General features: G+C 70.3%; 16 protein-coding genes. 11 read left to right on the top strand and 5 right to left on the bottom strand.

From position 1 onward, the window contains the following. Positions 1 to 9 precede the first annotated feature (9 nt). The 6 genes from RT2_RS22025 to RT2_RS22050 all read left to right on the top strand — a co-directional run bounded on the left by RT2_RS22025 (position 10) and on the right by RT2_RS22050 (position 8,295). Entirely contained in the window at positions 10 to 1,179 is a 1,170-nt protein-coding gene (locus RT2_RS22025) for a phosphodiester glycosidase family protein (RefSeq protein WP_139191295.1), read from the top strand. A 184-nt stretch (positions 1,180 to 1,363) separates the two neighbouring features. After that, on the top strand, positions 1,364 to 2,671 hold the full coding sequence (locus RT2_RS22030) for an ammonium transporter (protein WP_174556743.1): 1,308 nt from the start codon (positions 1,364 to 1,366) through the stop codon (positions 2,669 to 2,671). Positions 2,672 to 2,676: 5 nt separating this feature from the next. After that, positions 2,677 to 3,015 (top strand): P-II family nitrogen regulator, encoded by a 339-nt coding sequence (locus tag RT2_RS22035; RefSeq protein ID WP_072846949.1) that lies wholly within the window; start codon positions 2,677 to 2,679, stop codon positions 3,013 to 3,015. Then, on the top strand, positions 3,005 to 5,521 hold the full coding sequence (locus tag RT2_RS22040) for a [protein-PII] uridylyltransferase (protein WP_072846950.1): 2,517 nt from the start codon (positions 3,005 to 3,007) through the stop codon (positions 5,519 to 5,521). The genes RT2_RS22035 and RT2_RS22040 overlap by 11 nt, the downstream gene beginning before the upstream one ends. A 102-nt stretch (positions 5,522 to 5,623) precedes the next feature. Continuing rightward, the gene (ffh, locus tag RT2_RS22045; RefSeq protein ID WP_072846951.1) at positions 5,624 to 7,201 is read left to right on the top strand and encodes a signal recognition particle protein; all 1,578 of its coding nucleotides are present in this window, start codon (positions 5,624 to 5,626) and stop codon (positions 7,199 to 7,201) included. Positions 7,202 to 7,203: 2 nt separating this feature from the next. Then, complete coding sequence (locus tag RT2_RS22050; protein ID WP_072846952.1) at positions 7,204 to 8,295, top strand: amidohydrolase family protein; 1,092 nt, start codon at positions 7,204 to 7,206, stop codon at positions 8,293 to 8,295. Between the two features lie 26 nt (positions 8,296 to 8,321). On the opposite strand, the gene RT2_RS22055 is transcribed toward RT2_RS22050, so the two are convergent. Further along, positions 8,322 to 9,215 carry an NADase-type glycan-binding domain-containing protein gene (locus RT2_RS22055; protein WP_072846953.1) on the bottom strand — a complete coding sequence of 298 codons (894 nt, stop codon included), beginning with the start codon at positions 9,213 to 9,215 and terminating at the stop codon, positions 8,322 to 8,324. A gap of 323 nt (positions 9,216 to 9,538) precedes the next feature. Here RT2_RS22055 and rpsP point away from each other — a divergent pair, with 323 nt between their 5' ends. From rpsP to trmD, 4 genes are read left to right on the top strand one after another with little or no spacing between them, the layout of a single operon-like run. Next, positions 9,539 to 10,003, top strand: a complete 465-nt coding sequence (gene rpsP / locus RT2_RS22060; protein ID WP_072846954.1) for a 30S ribosomal protein S16 — start codon at positions 9,539 to 9,541, stop codon at positions 10,001 to 10,003. Next, positions 10,000 to 10,242, top strand: coding sequence for an RNA-binding protein (locus RT2_RS22065; RefSeq protein WP_072846955.1), 243 nt, complete (start codon positions 10,000 to 10,002; stop codon positions 10,240 to 10,242). The genes rpsP and RT2_RS22065 overlap by 4 nt, the downstream gene beginning before the upstream one ends. Positions 10,243 to 10,293: 51 nt before the next feature. Next, the gene (gene rimM / locus RT2_RS22070; protein ID WP_072846956.1) at positions 10,294 to 10,821 is read left to right on the top strand and encodes a ribosome maturation factor RimM; all 528 of its coding nucleotides are present in this window, start codon (positions 10,294 to 10,296) and stop codon (positions 10,819 to 10,821) included. 3 nt (positions 10,822 to 10,824) lie between these two features. Continuing rightward, complete coding sequence (trmD, locus tag RT2_RS22075; RefSeq protein WP_072846957.1) at positions 10,825 to 11,514, top strand: tRNA (guanosine(37)-N1)-methyltransferase TrmD; 690 nt, start codon at positions 10,825 to 10,827, stop codon at positions 11,512 to 11,514. 32 nt (positions 11,515 to 11,546) lie between these two features. Here the strand turns inward: trmD and RT2_RS22080 are convergent, their stop codons facing one another. Then, complete coding sequence (locus RT2_RS22080) at positions 11,547 to 12,632, bottom strand: serine hydrolase (protein WP_072846958.1); 1,086 nt, start codon at positions 12,630 to 12,632, stop codon at positions 11,547 to 11,549. Between the two features lie 76 nt (positions 12,633 to 12,708). On the opposite strand from RT2_RS22080, the gene RT2_RS22085 reads away from it, so the two are divergent. Continuing rightward, complete coding sequence (locus RT2_RS22085) at positions 12,709 to 15,060, top strand: Tex family protein (RefSeq protein ID WP_072846959.1); 2,352 nt, start codon at positions 12,709 to 12,711, stop codon at positions 15,058 to 15,060. A gap of 66 nt (positions 15,061 to 15,126) precedes the next feature. Here RT2_RS22085 and RT2_RS22090 read toward each other — a convergent pair whose 3' ends face one another. The 3 genes from RT2_RS22090 to RT2_RS22100 form a co-directional block, all read right to left on the bottom strand. Then, on the bottom strand, positions 15,127 to 15,798 hold the full coding sequence (locus RT2_RS22090) for a GAP family protein (RefSeq protein ID WP_072846960.1): 672 nt from the start codon (positions 15,796 to 15,798) through the stop codon (positions 15,127 to 15,129). Positions 15,799 to 15,896: 98 nt separating this feature from the next. Further along, positions 15,897 to 16,742: an alpha/beta fold hydrolase gene (locus RT2_RS22095; RefSeq protein WP_072846961.1), complete on the bottom strand. Its 846-nt coding sequence runs from the start codon at positions 16,740 to 16,742 to the stop codon at positions 15,897 to 15,899. Further along, positions 16,739 to 18,118 carry an FAD-dependent oxidoreductase gene (locus RT2_RS22100; RefSeq protein WP_072846962.1) on the bottom strand — a complete coding sequence of 460 codons (1,380 nt, stop codon included), beginning with the start codon at positions 18,116 to 18,118 and terminating at the stop codon, positions 16,739 to 16,741. Before RT2_RS22100 ends, RT2_RS22095 begins: the two co-directional genes overlap by 4 nt. Between the last annotated feature and the right edge of the window lie 308 nt (positions 18,119 to 18,426).

The following is an 18,426-nucleotide window of genomic DNA, read 5'->3' on the forward strand; positions in this document are numbered from 1 at the left end:
GAGGACAACGTGCGTACGAGCGCTGCAGTATCGAGGATCAGCCGTCGGATCGTCACCACTGCCGCCGCCACGGCGATGTGCGCGGGCGTGCTCGCGCCGGCGCTGGCCGCGCCCGCACAGGCCGACCCCCTCGGTGCCGCCAAGGGGCGGCTCGCCGAGGCCGTCGCGTCGGCCCACGGCGGTCCGGTGGTCTACCAGTTCGGTCCCGACTTCCGGCTCCCGATGGTCACCGCGGACGGCCGCGCGTACGACATGGCCACCGACAGCCGACTGGTCGTCATCCCCGGTGCCTCGCACTCCCGGCTGGTCTCGCAGCTGCTGTCCGACTCGAGTGGGCGATGCGAGGGCAACCCCAACGCGGTCACCGGCGACGGCACCCGGCAGAACGCCGAGCTCTACGGCCCGGTCGAGGCCTGGCAACGGATGGGTTCGCCCGCCATCGCGATCAACGCCAACTTCTTCGACGTGCGGGCCCAGGGGGCCGGCGACAACTGGTCGAAGAGCGGCTGCAGCTCTCCGATGGGCGCCTACTACGACGCGCACCCCGACACCCACAGCGCCGCGTCCATCTTCGACCTGAGCAGCCGCTACTACGTCGGCAAGGAAGGCCTCAGTGACGGAGCCGGAAAGGTCTGGTCGCCGCTGTCGACCTTCGTCATCGGTGACAGCTTCCTGGGCATGCCGACCGACGCGAACTTCGACATCCGCGACGCCGATTCGGTTCACAACAACCGCGCCGCGGAGCAGTTGGTGAACCAGCTCGAGTTCAGCGGCAAGTCCTTCGTCGCCTTCGGCGGCCTCAAGCTGCGCGCTCCCGGCCAGGAATTCCAGTTCGTCGACAGCCCGGTCCGCAAGGCCGCACGCACCGCGATCGGTTACAACACCGCCCGCGACGAGCTGTACGTCTTCCAAGGAGGCAGCAACGAGAGTGACGGATTCAGCATCGGCAACGTCCAAGACCTCTTCCGTGCCCTTGGCTCGGACAAGGCCGTGGTGCTCGACGGCGGCGGCTCGTCCGCGATGGTGCTCAGCAAGAACGCCGGGCTCACCTGGGCGGGCCAGGGCATCAACGCCGGGATCGCGCCGGCCGGTGCCTGCGCGGAGGTCCCCGGGGCGTACTGCTCGGACGGTGAGGGTCGCCGGGTGCCCGGTTGGCTGGGCCTGCGCACGGCACCCTGAAACCTGGTTGCAACACGTTTCGGGGATGCGTTCACGTGAGTGAAACACCGCGGCGGCACAGGCGAAACACCAGCTGAGCACTCTTCTCCCTAGGTCGACAGCCGCACCGGCGAGACGACAGAAGAGGAGGCTCAACGTGGAATTCCCCACAATCGGGGCACCGGACACCGGCGACACCGCATGGATGCTGATCAGCGCCGCGCTCGTGTTGTTGATGACCCCGGGACTCGCGTTCTTCTACGGCGGCATGGTTCGCGCCAAGAGTGTGCTGAACATGATCATGATGAGCATCGGCGCCATGGGCGTGGTGGGCATCCTCTGGGTCCTGTACGGCTACTCGATGGCCTTCGGGGAGGACACGGGTCACCTGTTCGGTGACCCGTTCCAGTACTTCGGCCTCAAGGGCCTGTTCGGTGGTTCGTACCTGGGTGATGCGAGTACCGGTGCCGCGGCGGCCATCCCGCTGGTCGGTACCATCCCGGCGACGGTGTTCGTCGCCTTCCAGGCGATGTTCGCGATCATCACGGTGGCGCTGATCTCCGGCGCCGTGGCGGACCGGTTGCGGTTCGGCCCGTGGCTGCTCTTCGCCGGCCTGTGGGCGACGATCGTCTACTTCCCGGTCTCGCACTGGGTGTTCGCGTTCGACGGTGTCACCGCCGAGAACGGCGGCTGGATCGCGAACCAGCTCAAGGCAATCGACTTCGCCGGTGGTACCGCCGTGCACATCAACGCCGGCGTCGCGGGCCTGGTGCTGGCGATCGTCCTCGGCAAGCGCCGCGGCTGGCCGGCCACCCCGTTCCGCCCGCACAACCTGCCGTTCGTGATGCTCGGCGCGGCGCTGCTGTGGTTCGGCTGGTTCGGCTTCAACGCGGGATCGGCGGTGGGGTCCAACGGAATTGCGGGCGCCACCTTCATCACCACCGTCGTCGCCACCTGTGCCGCGATGCTGGCCTGGCTGCTCGTCGAGCGCCTGCGTGACGGCCACGCCACCACCCTGGGCGGCGCGTCCGGCATCGTTGCCGGACTGGTCGCGATCACCCCGGCCTGCTCGTCGGTGAACGTGCTCGGGGCCCTGTTCATCGGTGTCGTCGCCGGCGTCCTCTGCGCCCTCGCGGTCGGCCTCAAGTTCCGGTTCGGCTTCGACGACTCGCTCGACGTCGTCGGCGTCCACCTGGTGGGCGGACTCGTCGGCACCCTGCTGGTCGGTCTGGTCGCAACGACAGAGGCGCCCGCCGGCGTCGACGGCCTGTTCTATGGTGGGGGTTTCGACCAGTTGTGGCGTCAAGCAGTCGGCGCGGGCGCTGTTCTGCTGTACTCGCTGGTGGCCACCACCATCGTTGCTCTCGTCGTGAAGTACACGATCGGCCTGCGGGTCAGCGACGATGCGGAGGCACTCGGCGTGGACGAGACAGAGCACGCAGAGAACGCATACGACTTCGCCGCGATGGCGGGCAGTTCGGTACCGGGGCGTGTGAGCGTCAGAGAGGCATGAGAGACATGAAGCTGATTACTGCGATCGTCAAGCCGTTCACCCTCGAGGACGTGAAGGCCGGTTTGGAGCAGGCCGGTGTGCTGGGCATGACCGTGAGCGAGGTCCAGGGGTACGGCCGCCAGAAGGGCCACACCGAGGTGTACCGGGGTGCCGAGTACTCGGTCGACTTCGTGCCGAAGGTCCGGGTCGAGGTGGTCGTGGACGACTCGGCCGTCGACAAGGTCGTCGAGGTGATCGTCGAGGCGGCGCGTACCGGGAAGATCGGCGACGGCAAGGTCTGGGTCTCTCCGGTCGAATCGGTGATCCGAGTCCGGACGGGCGAGAGGGGCGCGGATGCGCTCTGACCCCACAGGGTCCCGAAAGGGTGGCCCCGATCCCGCTGCATCGTCGGCGGGGTCGGGGCCACCCCCGTCTGGGGGCACCGCCGCCGCCGACGACCTGGCCAGGGCCCGGAAGAAGCTGCTGGACGGCGGTTCTCGGACTCGACGGCTGGACGCCGTCACGCTGCGGCTGGCGCTGGTGGACCTGCACGAGCTCTGGCTCACGACCAAGGGTGCCGAGCTGGGCATCCTGCCGGACTCCGGGTTCGCGCTGGTCGCGGTCGGCGGGCTCGGCCGGCGCGAGCTGCTGCCGTACTCGGACCTCGACCTGGTGCTCCTGCACGACGACATGGACCCGCGAGTCGTCGCGGACGTGGCGGACCGGCTCTGGTACCCGTTGTGGGACGCGCACATCAAGCTCGACCACAGCGTGCGCACGGTGCCGCAGGCGCTGCAGGTGGCGGCGGCCGACGTGACCGCGGCGCTCGGGCTGCTCGAGGCTCGGCACATCGCGGGCGACGCCGAGCTCAGCGGCGGGCTGATCGTGGACGTGCGACGGCAGTGGCGCGCGTCGATCCGTTCCCGGTTCGACGAACTGATCGAGCTGACCGAGGCGAGGTGGGCGCGCAGCGGCGAGATCGCGCACCGCGCCGAACCCGACGTGAAGAACGGGCGGGGCGGGCTCCGCGACGTCCAACTGCTCAGCGCGCTGGCGATCGCGCAGCTCACCGACGCGGCGACGGGCCTGGGCCCGGACACTCCGGGCGGTGGGCTGGCGCTGGCCCATGACCGGCTGCTCGACGTGCGCACCGAACTGCACCGGGTGGCGGGCCGTGCCCGGGACCAGCTGCGGGCCCAGGACGCCGACGAGATCGGCGCCGCGCTGGGGATCGGCGACCGCTTCGACCTGGCCCGGATGCTCAGCGACGCGGCTCGCACCGTCAGCTACTCGGTGGAGGTGGGGCTGCGCACCGCCGCGAACACCCTTCCGCGCCGGGGTCTCTCACGGTTGCGGCGGGTGCCGGTGCGGCGCCCGCTCGACGAGGGTGTGGTCGAGCACGCGGGTGAGGTGGTCCTGGCCCGGGACGCGAAGCCGGCGAAGGATCCGGGGCTGATCCTGCGGGTCGCCGCGGCGGCCGCGCAGACCGGGATGCCGATCTCCGCGTCGACGCTGAACCGGCTCTCCGACAGCGCGCCGGAGCTTCGCGAACCGTGGCCGCGGGAGGCGCTCGGGGACCTGCTCGTGGTGCTCGGCTCCGGCCGGCGCGCGGTCGCGGTGATCGAGGCGCTCGATCGCACCGGGCTGTGGGGCCGGCTGCTGCCCGAATGGGGGGCGGTGCGGGACCTGCCGCCGCGCGACGCCGTGCACACCTGGACCGTGGACCGGCACCTGGTGGAGACGGCGTGCTACGCCAGTGCGCTCACCACCCGGGTCTCGCGGCCCGACCTGCTGGTGCTCGGGGCGGTGCTGCACGACATCGGCAAGGGGCGCGGCGGCGACCACAGCGTGGTCGGCGCCGACCTGGCCACCGCCATCGGAAACCGGCTGGGGCTGTGGCCGGCGGACGTCGTGACGCTCAGCGCGATGGTCCGTCATCACCTGCTGCTGCCGCACACCGCGACCCGCCGTGACCTCGACGACCCGGCGACCGTGCAGACGGTGGTGGACGCGCTCGGCGGTGACCCGGTCCTGCTCGACTTGCTGGGCGCACTCGCGGAGGCGGACTCGCTGGCCACCGGCCCGGGGGTGTGGGGGGAGTGGAAGTCGTCGCTGATCGGCGAGCTGGTCCGGCGGTGCCGGATGCTGATGGCGGGCGACGAACTGCCCGCGCCGCCGCCGATCGACCCGGCGCACGCGGAACTGGCCACCGCCGGCGGAGTTCACGTCCTGCTCGATCCCGCGCCCGGTGCACACACCTACACGGTGACGGTCGTCGCACCCGACGCGCCGGGCCTGCTCTCGGATGCGGCCGGGGTGCTGGCGCTGCACTCGCTGCGGGTGCTCTCGGCCGCGGTGGGCAGTCACGGCGACGCGGCGGTGAACACGTTTGTCGTGGCACCGCGGTTCGGGGCGCCGCCGCAGGCCGGTCTGCTGCGGCAGGAACTGATCCGGGCCGGGGCCGGGGAGCTGGACCTCGTCGCGATGCTCGAGGACAAGGAACGGCAGGCCCAGGCCGAGCAGGCCCTGGACCGCGGCGCCGACGCGGTTCCGGTGCTGTTCGCGCAGGCCCCGCCGCGGATCCTCTGGGCGGAGGCGGGGGACGGCCAGGTCATCGTCGAGCTGCGGGCGGAGGACCGGCTCGGGCTGCTGTGCCGGCTGGCCAGCGTGCTCGAACACAGCGGTGCCGACGTGCGGTGGGCGCGGGTGTCGACGCTGGGTGCGTCGGTGCTCGACGTCTTCTGCCTGGACCTCGGCGGCCGCGACTCACGGGCGGTGCGACAGGAGTTGGAGTCGGCGCTGCTGGCGGTGGTGCCGCCGCAGCCGCCGCAGAAGGACGGCGGGGACGTGGCCGCAGGGGCGAACAGCTAGGCTGGGTGCACAGTCTGCGTCGAGGGTCTCGCCGGCAACGGCATGCGTTTCCGGCGAGCCCGCCCGGCGTTTCACGTCCCGCAACAGCCAGGAGCCCGATCGGTGTTCGAATCCCTTTCCGACAGGTTGACCGGTACCCTCAAGGACCTCCGGGGCAAGGGGCGTCTGTCGGGCGCCGACATCGATGCGACCTGCCGGGAGATCCGGCTCGCGCTGCTCGAGGCCGACGTCGCGCTTCCGGTGGTCCGGTCGTTCATCGCGAAGATCAAGGAACGCGCCAAGGGCGCCGAGGTCTCCGGTGCGCTGAACCCGGCACAGCAGGTCGTCAAGATCGTCAACGAGGAGCTCGTCGGGATCCTCGGCGGCGAGACCCGGCGGATCCAGTTCGCGAAGAACCCGCCGACCGTCATCATGCTGGCCGGCCTGCAGGGCTCCGGTAAGACCACGCTGGCGGGCAAGCTCGCGAAGTGGCTGACCGGGCAGGGGCACACGCCGCTGCTGGTGGCCTGCGACCTGCAGCGTCCGGGCGCGGTCAGCCAGCTGAAGATCGTCGGCGAGCGGGCCGGCGCGGCGGTCTTCGCGCCGCACCCGGGCACCTCGATCGGCGGCGGCGACAACGAGCTGGGCCAGTCGGCGGCCGACCCGGTGGAGGTGGCCCGCCAGGGCATCGCCGAGGCCCGGGCCAAGCAGCACGACGTGGTCATCGTCGACACCGCCGGACGGCTCGGCATCGACGAGGAACTGATGGGCCAGGCCGCGGGCATCCGCGACGCCGTGCAGCCCGACGAGATCCTTTTCGTGCTCGACGCGATGACCGGTCAGGACGCCGTGCACACCGCGGAGGCGTTCCAGGCCGGCGTCGGGTTCACCGGTGTGGTGCTCACCAAGCTGGACGGCGACGCCCGCGGTGGCGCCGCGCTCAGCGTCCGGGAGATCACCGGCCGGCCGATCATGTTCGCGTCCACCGGCGAGAAGCTCGAGGACTTCGACGTCTTCCACCCGGACCGGATGGCCAGCCGGATCCTCGGCATGGGCGACGTGCTCAGCCTCATCGAGCAGGCCGAGCAGGTCTTCGACGCCAAGCAGGCAGAGGCCGCCGCGCACAAGATCGGCTCCGGCCAGCTCACCCTCGAGGACTTCCTCGAGCAGATGATGGCCGTGCGCAAGATGGGCCCGATCGGCAACCTGCTGGGCATGCTGCCGGGCGCAGGCCAGATGAAGGACGCGCTCGCCAACGTCGACGAGAAGCAACTCGACCGGGTGCAGGCGATCATCCGAGGCATGACCCCGGCCGAGCGCGAGGACCCCAAGATCATCAACGCCTCCCGCCGGCTGCGCATCGCCAACGGTTCCGGCGTCAAGGTCTCCGACGTGAACCAGCTGGTGGACCGGTTCTTCGAGGCCCGCAAGATGATGTCCGCGATGGCCGGCCGGATGGGCATGCCCGGTGCCCGGGCGAACCAGCGCAGCAAGAAGGGCAAGAAGGGCAAGAAGGGCGGCAAGGGTCCGACCCAGCCGAAGATCCGCGGCGGTTTCCCCGGGATGCCTGCGGGCATGCCCGGCGGCTTCCCCGGCCTGCCCGCGGGAATGGACCTGTCCAAGATGCCACCCGGGCTCGACGAGCTGCCGCCGGGCCTCGACGGCTTCGACCTCTCAAAGCTGAAGCTGCCGAAGAACTAGCCGTGGCACTGCGGTTGGCGGGTCTGGGGCTGCCCGACGAGCAGCCCGTCGAACTGTGGGTCGACGGCGGGGTGGTCTCCACCGATCCGGTTCCGGGGGCGCAGACGCTCACCGAGTCGGGGTGGATCCTGCCCGGGTTGGTCGACGCGCACTGTCATGTCGGGATCCGCTACGGCGGCGGCCACGAGGACGAAGCGGGCACGGTCGCCCAGGCGCAGACCGAACGCGACGCCGGCGTGCTGCTGCTGCGCGACGCGGGCTCGCCGGTGGACACCCGCGACCTCGACCAGCGTGCGGACCTGCCGCGGATCGTCCGGGCCGGTAGGCACATCGCGATGACCAAGCGGTACATCCGCGGCCTGCCGATCGACCTCGACGACGAGTCCCAGTTGCCGGCCGCCGTGACCGAGCAGGCACTGCGCGGCGACGGCTGGGTCAAGCTCGTCGGCGACTGGATCGACCGCTCGGTGGGGGACCTGCGCCCGCTGTGGAGCGACGCCGTGCTCAAGGAGGCGATCGACGCCGCGCACCGGGTGGGTGCCCGGGTGACCGCGCACGTCTTCGGCGAGGAGGCGCTGCCCGGCCTGATCGAGGCGGGCATCGACTGCGTCGAGCACGGCACCGGCCTGACCGACTCGACGATCGAGGCGATGGCCGAGCGGGGGACCGCACTGGTGCCGACGCTGATCAACATCGCGACGTTCCCGGAGATCGCCGACTCGGCGGACCGGTTCCCGGTGTACGCCGCGCACATGCGGGACCTGCACGCGCGGGTCGGCGCGACGATCGGGTCCGCCCACGAGGCCGGCATCCCGATCTACGCGGGCACCGACGCCGGCGGATCCATCCGGCACGGCCGGATCGCCGACGAGGTGGCCGCCCTGGCCGCGGTGGGCCTGGGGCCGACTAAGGCGCTCGGTGCCGCCTGCTGGGATGCTCGCGCCTGGCTGGGGCATTCGGGTCTGGAGCCGGGTGCTCCCGCCGATCTGCTTGTCTACGAACGTGATCCGCGCACCGGGCCGGAGGTGCTCGCATCACCCGACTTGGTGGTGCTGCGCGGCCGGGTGGTCAGGGCACGGGGCCGGTTCGCCTGACGGTTGCCGCGGAGCGGCGGGCCCGGCTACTTGGCGCAGGGGTCGCCGCCGTCCGCGGGGCGCGAGGTGAACCGCACCTCGCTCACCGAGGTCACGTCGTTGAACGGGGCGGCCGTCACGCCGGCCTTGTTGGTCACCGGCTGACCGTCGACGGTCGCGGTGACCGTCATCGTCGCCGTCCGGGTGGTCGTGTCCACCGGCATCGTCTGGATCCCGCGTTCGGGACGCAGTTGCTGCTCGACGCTGGTGCCGTCGTCGAACGTCCAGGTGACGCGGGTGACCTTCCGGTTCTGGGTGAACCGGTCCGAGCCGTCGACGTCCACCTTGTCGTAGCCGGGGTCGATGCCGACGGCGGTGAGGTGCACCCCGCACACGAAGCTCATCGACAGCCGCTGCCCATGCGTGCCCGAGCAGCGCCACGCGGTGGTGAGGTCGCCGTCGATCGCGTTGGGCGCCTCGTACGAATGCTGGCGGCCGGCGGAATCCACCGCGGGCGGGTAGGTGGTGCAGGTGGGCAGCGCGGCGGTCGGGGTGACGGCGATGGATTCCGTGCCTTCGAAGTCGAAGCCGCCGTCAGCCTCGGCGCCCCCGGCGAAGTCGCCACCCGAGTCGGGTTCGGCCGAGCCGTCGGTGTTGCGGTCGTCGAGCGTCCGGTTGACGAGGTACCCGCCGCCGACGAGCAGCGCGAGCACCGCCGCGATCGAGGTGAGCAGGATCAGCCAGGTGCGTCCGGACAGCGGCTGCCGCAGCGGGGGCGGCGGCCCGGGGGTGAACGGGGGAGGCAGTACCGGGCCGGCCGGTGGCGGGCCGACTGGCGGCATGGTGACGGTTGGCGGGTCGGCGGCCGGGGACGCCGGCGGTTCGGCCTGGGGTTTGTCGGCCTGGGCCTGCGGTTCGTCGGACGGTGGGGTGTCGGTCATGCGGTCTCCGCTCGCGTCCGGGCTGGCTGTCTGGTCTGGGCACTGAGGTTGTGCGGCACTGCGCTCGCCGGTCGACGTCCGGCACCGGTGAAGTCTAGGTCGACGACCTGACGAGACTCCGCGAATCCGGGTCCGGCGCGGCGCAGCCGACCCCGCGGTCGGGCGATTCGCTGCGAGGGTCCCGTCTCTGGCAGAATGGACCGCTGTTCGCCCGTCTCCGGTTACGTACCGCGCGGCGGTCACGACAATCCCTCAACGCGAAACCGGGTGCGCAGGCCTTGCGCATCGCTGAATTGCGCAGTGACCACCTGAAAGGCTTCACAATGGCTGTCAAGATCAAGCTCATGCGGCTCGGCAAGATCCGCACCCCGCACTACCGCATCGTCATCGCCGACTCTCGCACCCGCCGCAACGGCCGTGCGATCGAGACCATCGGCAAGTACCACCCCAAGGAAGACCCGTCGGTCATTGAGATCGATTCCGAGCGCGCGCTGTACTGGCTCGGCGTCGGCGCCCAGCCCACCGAGCCGGTCGAGAACCTGCTCAAGATCACCGGTGACTGGCAGAAGTTCAAGGGCCTGCCGGGCACCGAGGGCACCCTGAAGTTCAAGGCCGAGAAGCCGTCCAAGCTCGAGCTCTTCCAGGCCGCGCTGGCGCAGGCCGACAGCGAGCCGGTGGCCGAGGCCATCACCCCGAAGAAGAAGAAGGCTGCCAAGGCCGACGAGGCCGAGGCTGCTGCCGAGGCGCCCGCCGAGGCCGCTGCGGATTCCGAGGCTGCTGACAAGTGAGTGCCGTTGTCGCCGACGCCGTCGAACATCTTGTTCGCGGCATCGTCGCCAATCCCGACGACGTCCGGGTGGAGCTGAACACCGGACGCCGCGGGCGCACCGTGGAGGTGCACGTGCACCCCGAGGACCTGGGCAAGGTCATCGGGCGTGGCGGGCGCACCGCCACCGCTCTGCGGACCCTGGTCACCGGCATCGGTGGCCGTGGGATCCGCGTCGACGTGATCGACACCGATCAGTAATCAACACCGATCAGTAGTCAGTCAACACAGATCAGTAGTCGGGAGCAATTAGTGGAGCTCGTCATCGGGCGTGTGGCCAAGTCGCACGGGATCCGGGGAGAGCTGGCCGTAGACATACGGACAGATGACCCCGATCAGCGCTTTGCCGTAGGCACAGTCCTGCACGGCCGCAAGCCCCGCGAGCAGAAGCTCACCAGTTACACGGTGGAGGCCGCCCGGGAACACTCCGGGCGGCTTCTGCTGCGTCTGCGCGGTATCGACGATCGGACCAAGTCCGACGCCATGCGCGGAACACTCTTCCTGGTCGATCCCGCGGATCTTCCGCCCTCGGACGACCCCGACGAGTTCTACGATCATGAACTCGAGGGCCTCGCGGTCCGGTTGACCGACGGCACCCCCGTCGGCACCGTGCTCGAGGTGCTGCACTCCGCCGCGGGCGAACTGCTCTCCATCCGCCCCGAGGGCCAGGACGCGGGGGAGCTCCTCGTCCCGTTCGTCGCGGCGATCGTCACGTCGGTGTCCGTCGCCGACGGCGTGATCGAGATCGACCCTCCCGAAGGACTTCTGGATCCGGAGTAAGCCGTGCGCCTCGACGTCATCACGATCTTTCCCGAGTACCTCGAACCGCTCCGGACGGCGCTGCTGGGCAAGGCCATCGACAAGGGCCTGATCTCGGTGGGCGTCCGCGACCTGCGGGACTGGACCCACGACGTGCACAAGGCCGTCGACGACTCACCGTACGGTGGCGGCCCCGGCATGGTCATGAAGCCGACCGTGTGGGGCGACGCGCTCGACGAGGCGCTCGGCACCGAACCCGACGACGACGTCGTCCTCGTGGTCCCCACCCCGGCCGGCGTGCCGTTCACCCAGGCCACCGCGCACCGGTGGGCGGGGGAGAAGCGCCTCGTCTTCGCCTGCGGCCGGTACGAGGGCATCGACCAGCGGGTCTTCGACGACGCCGCCCGGCGGGTGCGCGTCGAGGAGGTCAGCATCGGCGACTACGTGCTGATCGGCGGCGAGGCCGCCGTGCTGGTGATGGTCGAGGCCGTGGTCCGGCTGCTGCCGGGAGTGCTCGGCAATCAGCAGTCACACCAAGAGGATTCGTTCTCCGACGGGCTGCTCGAGGGGCCCAGCTACACCCGTCCGGTGAGCTGGCGCGGGCTGGACGTTCCCCCGGTGCTGCTGTCCGGGAACCACGCGCACGTCGAGGCCTGGCGCCGGGAGCAGTCGCTCGCCCGGACCGCGGAGCGCCGGCCCGACCTGCTGCCCTGAGCTCACTGTGTCCCAACCCCGGCGGTCGGCTGCTAGCCGATTCGCCCTTCCGGGAACAGGATTCGTACCACCCCGGTGAGGGTGGCGCGCGCGTGCTCGGCGCTGGCGTCGTCCGCGGCGTTGGTCAGTGAGGTGTCCGGGTAGGTCGTCGCCTCGTCGTCCAGGTCGTCGTCGAAGCTGTCGCCGATGTGCGAGGTCGGCGGTCGGGCCCCCTCGTAGGTGACCTCCTCGCGGGAGACGAGCACCAGCACGTAGCGGTCGTCGGGGCCGGCCACCCCCGTCGTCAGATGGATCCACCGCCCCGCGGTGCAGCACATCCAGCCCTGCTTGACGGCCAGTCCCGGCTGATCGGGGAGTCCGTCCGGGAGCCCGAAACCCTGGTCGTAGCCGTCCGCGGATTCCGCGCTCGCGGACCTCAGGTGCTCCGTCATCTCGCGCCGGTGGGCCGCGTCGAGTCCGCCGCGCCCGTCGAGCAGTCCGGAGTAGTAGCCGACGAGGTCGGCCGCGGTGGTGAGGGTGTTCCACCAGTTGCCGTCGTACGGCGCGGAGGTGGCGGTGAGCCCGTACCGCGCGGCCACGTCGTCGACGATCTCGCTGCCGCCGTACTCGGCCCACAGCACGTTCGCGGCGGCGTCGTCGGAGTGCTCGAGCATCCGGCCGACCAGATCACGCTCGTCCTCGTCGAGTTCGAACGACTCGGTCGACTCGCGGTACGCCAACTCGTCAGCGATGAAGAGTTTTGCGACGGAGGCGGTTTCGACGGAATCGGTGTCCGCTCTGCCGAGGTAACGGTGGTCGCGACGGTCGAGCAGTGCGATCGAGACCTCCGCGCCACGGTCGAGCGCGGCCCGGGTCGCCTCGGTCACCCGGTCCTCGATGCCCGGCGCGAACAACTCCGGCGGCGTGGTCGGCGGCATCGGCGTGGGCACGGCCGCCGCGGGTGCCGGTGGCGGTGCGGCGAAGCGCGTGTCGGTGGGCACGGCGGGGTCCTCGGACACGCCCGAGGTGAGGCCGGACCAGTCGTCGGCGGAGATCTCCCCTCCGGGCGTGGCGGCACACCCGGCGGCCACCCCGACTGCCAGGCACAGCGCGGCCAGACGCCCTGCGCGACCGTTCATGCCCACCCTTTCGATCCAATCCGGCATTGCTCTCGGCCGCAAGGCCGACAACAGGCTAGCGGTAGGGTCGATCGTCGTGACCTCAGCTCTGAAATCAGTGAACCAGCGAATCGCCGAGGAACTCGACGTCCGGGAAGAACAGGTGCGGGCTGCGGTCGACCTGCTCGACGGCGGGGCGACGGTGCCGTTCATCGCCCGGTACCGCAAGGAGGTGACCGGCACCCTGGACGACGCGCAGCTGCGCGACCTCGAGGAACGGCTGCGGTACCTGCGTGAGCTCGACGAGCGCCGGCTCGCGGTGCTCGAGTCGATCCGGTCCCAGGACAAGCTGGACCCGCAGCTCGAGGACCAGATCATGCTCGCCGACACCAAGGCGCGCCTCGAGGACATCTACCTGCCGTTCAAGCCGAAGCGTCGCACCAAGGCGCAGATCGCGCGCGAGGCCGGGCACCAGCCGGTCGCCGACGCCCTGCTGACCGACCCGACCACCGATCCCGCGCAGTACACGGCGGAACAGCTCGACGGCGCGCGCTCGATCCTGGTCGAGCAGTTCGCGGAGGACGCGGACCTGGTCGGGGAGCTGCGCGAGCTGATGTGGACCCGCGGCCAGGTCAAGGCCGCCGTCCGCAAGGGCAAGGAGACCGAGGGTGCCAAGTTCGCCGACTACTTCGAGTTCTCCGAGCCCTTCGGGAAGCTGCCGAGTCACCGCATTCTCGCGATGTTCCGCGGCGAGAAGGAGGAGGTGCTCTCGCTGACCCTGGACCCGGAGACCGAGGAGCAGGCGCCCGGGGTGGCCAGCGTCTACGAGGGCCGGATCGCCTCGAGGTTCGGCGTCGCCGACCGCGGGCGTCCGGCGGACCGGTGGCTGCTCGACACCGTGCGCTGGGCGTGGAAGACCAAGATGCTCATCACCCTCGGCATCGACACCCGGATGCGGTTGCGGCAGTCCGCCGAGCGCGACGCCGTCGACGTGTTCGCGATGAATCTCAAGGACCTGCTGCTGGCCGCGCCCGCGGGCACCCGCGCGACGATGGGCCTGGACCCGGGGTTCCGCACCGGCACGAAGGTCGCCGTCGTCGACTCCACCGGCAAGGTGCTCGCGTACGACACCATCTACCCGCACCAGCCGGCGAACAAGTGGGACCAGTCCCTGGCCACCCTCGCCGCACTGGCCGCCAAGCACAAGGTCGACCTGATCGCGATCGGCAACGGCACCGCCTCGCGGGAGACGGACGCGCTGGCGGCGGACCTGATCAAGAAGTTCCCCGAGGCCGGGCTGACCAAGGTGATGGTCTCGGAGGCCGGCGCGTCGGTGTACTCGGCGTCCGCCTACGCCTCCGCCGAGCTGCCGGACCTGGACGTGTCGATCCGCGGCGCGGTGTCCATCGCGCGGCGGCTGCAGGACCCGCTCGCGGAACTGGTGAAGATCGACCCGAAGTCCATCGGCGTCGGCCAGTACCAGCACGACATCTCCGAGACCCTGCTGGCGCGCTCGCTGGCAGCGGTCGTCGAGGACGCGGTGAACGCGGTCGGCGTCGACGTCAACACCGCCTCTGTGCCGCTGCTCGCGCGGGTCTCGGGGATCACCGGATCGCTGGCCGAGTCGATCGTCGCGCACCGCGACGCGAACGGACCGTTCCGCAGTCGCCGCGGCCTCAAGGACGTGCCGCGGCTCGGCCCCAAGGCCTTCGAGCAGTGCGCCGGCTTCCTCAAGATCACCGACGGCGACGACCCGCTCGACGCGTCGGCCGTGCACCCCGAGGCCTACCCGGTGGTGCGGCGGATCGTCGGGGCCAGCGGCTGCGGGGTCAAGGAGATCATCGGCAACACCGCCGCCCTGCGCGGCCTGCGCCCACAGGACTTCGCGGACGAGACGTTCGGGCTGCCCACCGTCACCGACATCATCGCGGAACTCGAGAAGCCGGGCCGCGACCCGCGCCCGGAGTTCAAGACCGCGACGTTCGCCTCGGGGGTGGAGAAGGTGGCCGACCTGAAGCCGGGCATGACGCTCGAGGGCGTCGTCACCAACGTCGCGGCGTTCGGCGCGTTCGTCGACGTGGGCGTGCACCAGGACGGGCTGGTGCACGTCTCGGCGATGTCGCACAGCTTCGTCAAGGACCCGCGCGAGGTGGTCAAGTCCGGTGACGTGGTCCGGGTCAAGGTGATGGAGGTGGACCTGCCGCGCCAGCGGATCGGGTTGAGCCTGCGCCTGGACGACGAGCCCGGCGCCGCCAAGCAGGACGGCCCGCGCGGTCAGGGCGGCGGGCAGCGTCAGGGCGGTCAGCGGGACGGCGGATCACGTCAGGGCGGCGGCCAGCGTGGCGGTCAGCGTGGCGGTGGCCAGCGTCAGGGCAGCGGGTCGGCGGCCGGCAGCCCCGCGGGCGGCTCGATGGCCGACGCCCTCCGCAAGGCCGGCTTCGGCAAGTAGGCAGCTCCGCTGCTCGTGCGCGGTTTGCGGGTCCGGACCCGCAAACCGCGCACGAGCGCCGAAGGTTCAGTAGCCGCCGAGGCCCTTGCCGATCATCACCACGCCGATCACCAGCAGCAGCGTCGCCATCACGGCCGCGTTGTTGGCGGTCAGCCAGGCCTTGAGGTCCTGCAGCCACGCCGTCGCGCGCTCGCGGGCGGCGAAGTAGGCGATCACCGGTACCGCCACCGTGCTGGCGGCCAGCACGGTGAACACGATCCCGGTGACGACGAGTGTCCCGCCGCTGACGCCGAGCTGCGCGACGGCCACCGCCGCGCCGACGATCATCAGCAGGTTCTTCGGGTTCACCGCGGACAGCGCGAAGCCCAGGCCGAGGGCCTTGCCGGGGGTGACCTTGTCGATCGCGGCGAGCCACCCCGGCATCGTCGGTTCCTCGCCGGGCCGCGGGCGGCCGCGCCACTGCTTGACCGCGAGCCCGAGCAGCGCCACACCGAGGACGATCTTCACCGTCGCGGTGGTGGCGTTGCCGCCGTCGCCGGCGCTCAGGTCCACCGCGCTCGCGATCGCGACGAACACCGCGTAGCCCACCGCGATGCCCAGCACCCAGCCGACGGCGAAGGAGGTTGCGGTGCTGCCCGCCTTCGGCGTCAGCAGCATCAGGATCGCCGCGATGATCGGGATCGGGCTGATCGCGACACCGAGGGCGAGGGGAAGAATGTCACCGATTGCTGTTCCCATGATTGGGATGCTCTCAGCCGGTGCCGTCCGGGGAACCACCCGACAAGGGTGACTGTGGGCGGGCATTGCGCTCCGTCAGCGTGAAAGCGCGAGGCCAATCACAGTAGGGGCTGGAGGAATTTGCACACGATGTCCTCTACCAGCCGGGAGTTGTCGAGGAATGGCCAGTGACCACTTCCGTCAATTGTCGCAATCTCGGCCCGCGGGAAGGAGCTCCGGTTGCCTTCCGCGTATCGAACTGGGACGAATCGGTCGTCCGCACCCCAGGCGACCAGCGCAGGTCGGTCCAGGGGACGCAACCGGGCGGCAGTGTGCTCCGCCCACGCGGCGAAAGTTGTTCGTTTGGAGGCTCGGTAGAGGCGCAGCACCGCCCGTTTGGTCGCGGGGTCGCTCATCGCGTTGTATATGCGGTCGACCTGCCCTCGCGTCAACTTCGGGTCTGTCTTGCCCATGATGAGCCGGATGCCAGCGCGGCTGGACGTGGCCATGAACAGCTCACCCAAAAGCGGAGTTTGCCAAACCCGCGCCATCCAATGCCAGCGGTAGCCGATCAGCACGCCGCTGTTGATGATGACTGCGCTGGCAAATCGGTCCGGGTGGGTGGCCGCCCATTCCAAGCCCCAGGCGCCGAAGTCGTGCACCACCAGGTGCACCCGGTCGATGCCGAGCTCGTCCACCACCGAGCCGATGAACGCCGCGTGGCCCTCCACTGTGTGTGGAAACTCTTTTGGCTTGTCGGCCCGGCCGAAACCCGGCGCGTCCCATGCCACCGCACGGGCGAACAGGCCCACCCGACCGATCAGCCCGATCCAGTCCTCGCTGGGGCCAGGGTTGCCGTGGCAGAACACGACGGCCTCCGAGGCGTCCCTCGGTCCGGCCTCGCGCAGCACTGTGCGGATACCGTCGACGGTCACGTCGCGTTCCCGGATCAGGGCGGTGTTCATCGCACCGCTCCGGTCATCGCCGGCGCGCGATTGGCTCGCCGACGCCGGCGGCGGTTTGCGATGACGACGCGGGCCATGACGGTCGGGTGCACCAGGCGGGCCGGTGGGTCGAGAAATCCCGTGACCCGGAGGAACTGTCGGGCGACAGCGGTGTCGGATTCGGCGGCGGTCAAGACCTTCTCGACATAGGCGTTGCTGATCCGCACCGGCAACGGTCGTGGTCCTTCCACCTCCGGCAGCGCCAGGTCGGCACCGACGGCGATCTGCCAGGCCACGCTGATCGGTTTCGAGGCCGCCCGGAAGAACCGTCGGGGCAGGTCGCGATCGCCGCGCTGCAGGCAGCCGCGCAGCGTCACCGCTTCCAGCGCCGCGACCGTCATGCCTTGCCCGTAGAGCGGGTTGAAGCTACAGATGGCATCACCGAAGACCAGCAGGCCGTCCGGGAACCGGCGCATCCTGTCGTAGCGCCGCCACTGGTTGGAGGGGAGGCGGTGCCTTGCCACCTCGCCAATCGGTTCGGCGTCCCGTATTGCCGCCAACACGTGGGCCGGGCCGAACTCCTCTGCAAAAGCGATCATCTCGGCTAGTTCTCGGGGCGGCTCACGTCCGGCCATTCCCGCGACGGTGAACAGCCAGGTGTCGTTCTCGTAGCCGAACAGGGCCATCCCCGTCGGCCGGCCCGGCCGGGCGCCGACGAGGACGATTCCCTCGCGCAGCGTGCGCGGCGGGATCCGCAGCAGCTGGCTGGCGTAGGCCACGTCCACGACGACGTGGTCCTCGTCGGGGCGGCCGTATCCAAGATGTTCGAGGAAGGCCGGTGTGCGCGAGCCGCGACCCGTCGCATCGACGACCAGGTCCGCTGTCAACGTCCGGCTGCCGCCTCCGGCGCGGTTCACCACCCGTCCTCCGGTGACACGGTCCCGGTCCGCCGCCGTCAACTCGACAATGCCGTGGCCGTCCATCATCGTCACATTCGCGATTGCCCGCAGCCGACGCCGGACCTGGCCTTCGAGAAACGGCCGGCTCGGGACATACACAGGATCGGGGTCCCGTGCGATGCCGGACCGGACGATCAGATGCCCGCCGGGTGAGAAGTAGAACCTGGAGAAGTCCCCGTCGGCGAGGACGGGTGCGCTGCCCGCCACCAGCTCGTCGAGCAACCCGGGGAAAAGCTCGCCCATGATCTGCGAGCCACGCGCCAGCAGGGCATGACCGTGTCGGCCCTGCGGCACTCCACGTCGGTGTCCGGGATCATCCGGCAGCACATCCCGCTCCACCACGGTAACGGTCCCGTAGAAGTCGGTCAGAACCCGCGCGGCGAGCAACCCTCCAATGCTTGCCCCGACTACAACCGCATGGTCACCGATTTTCGTCATCGCTCGTTCGCCCCTTCCGGCGGAGCACCAGGCATGCCACGCCGCGTGGTGTCGCCCTCTGTCAGAGCGGATATACACGCATCCGACTTGCGATCGTGGATCTCGATTGCGGGAGTGGCACTGCCGCCGTGAAGTCGGGCATGCCACCTCAACCAGCTCAGACCGAGTGCAACTCTCACCGACAACGGTAGGGACCGCACGACGTGCCGGCCTGAGTAGTCGACTACCTGTATTCCGGCATCGCCTGGTGCGGCGTGAACCCGACGCACATCCGCGTAAAGCAGGATTACCTGCGACGGGTGCGGTGG

Origin of the sequence: Rhodococcus tukisamuensis NBRC 100609 (assembly GCF_001894985.1) — a bacterium.
Classification (GTDB): Bacteria; Actinomycetota; Actinomycetes; order Mycobacteriales; family Mycobacteriaceae; genus Rhodococcus_G; species Rhodococcus_G tukisamuensis.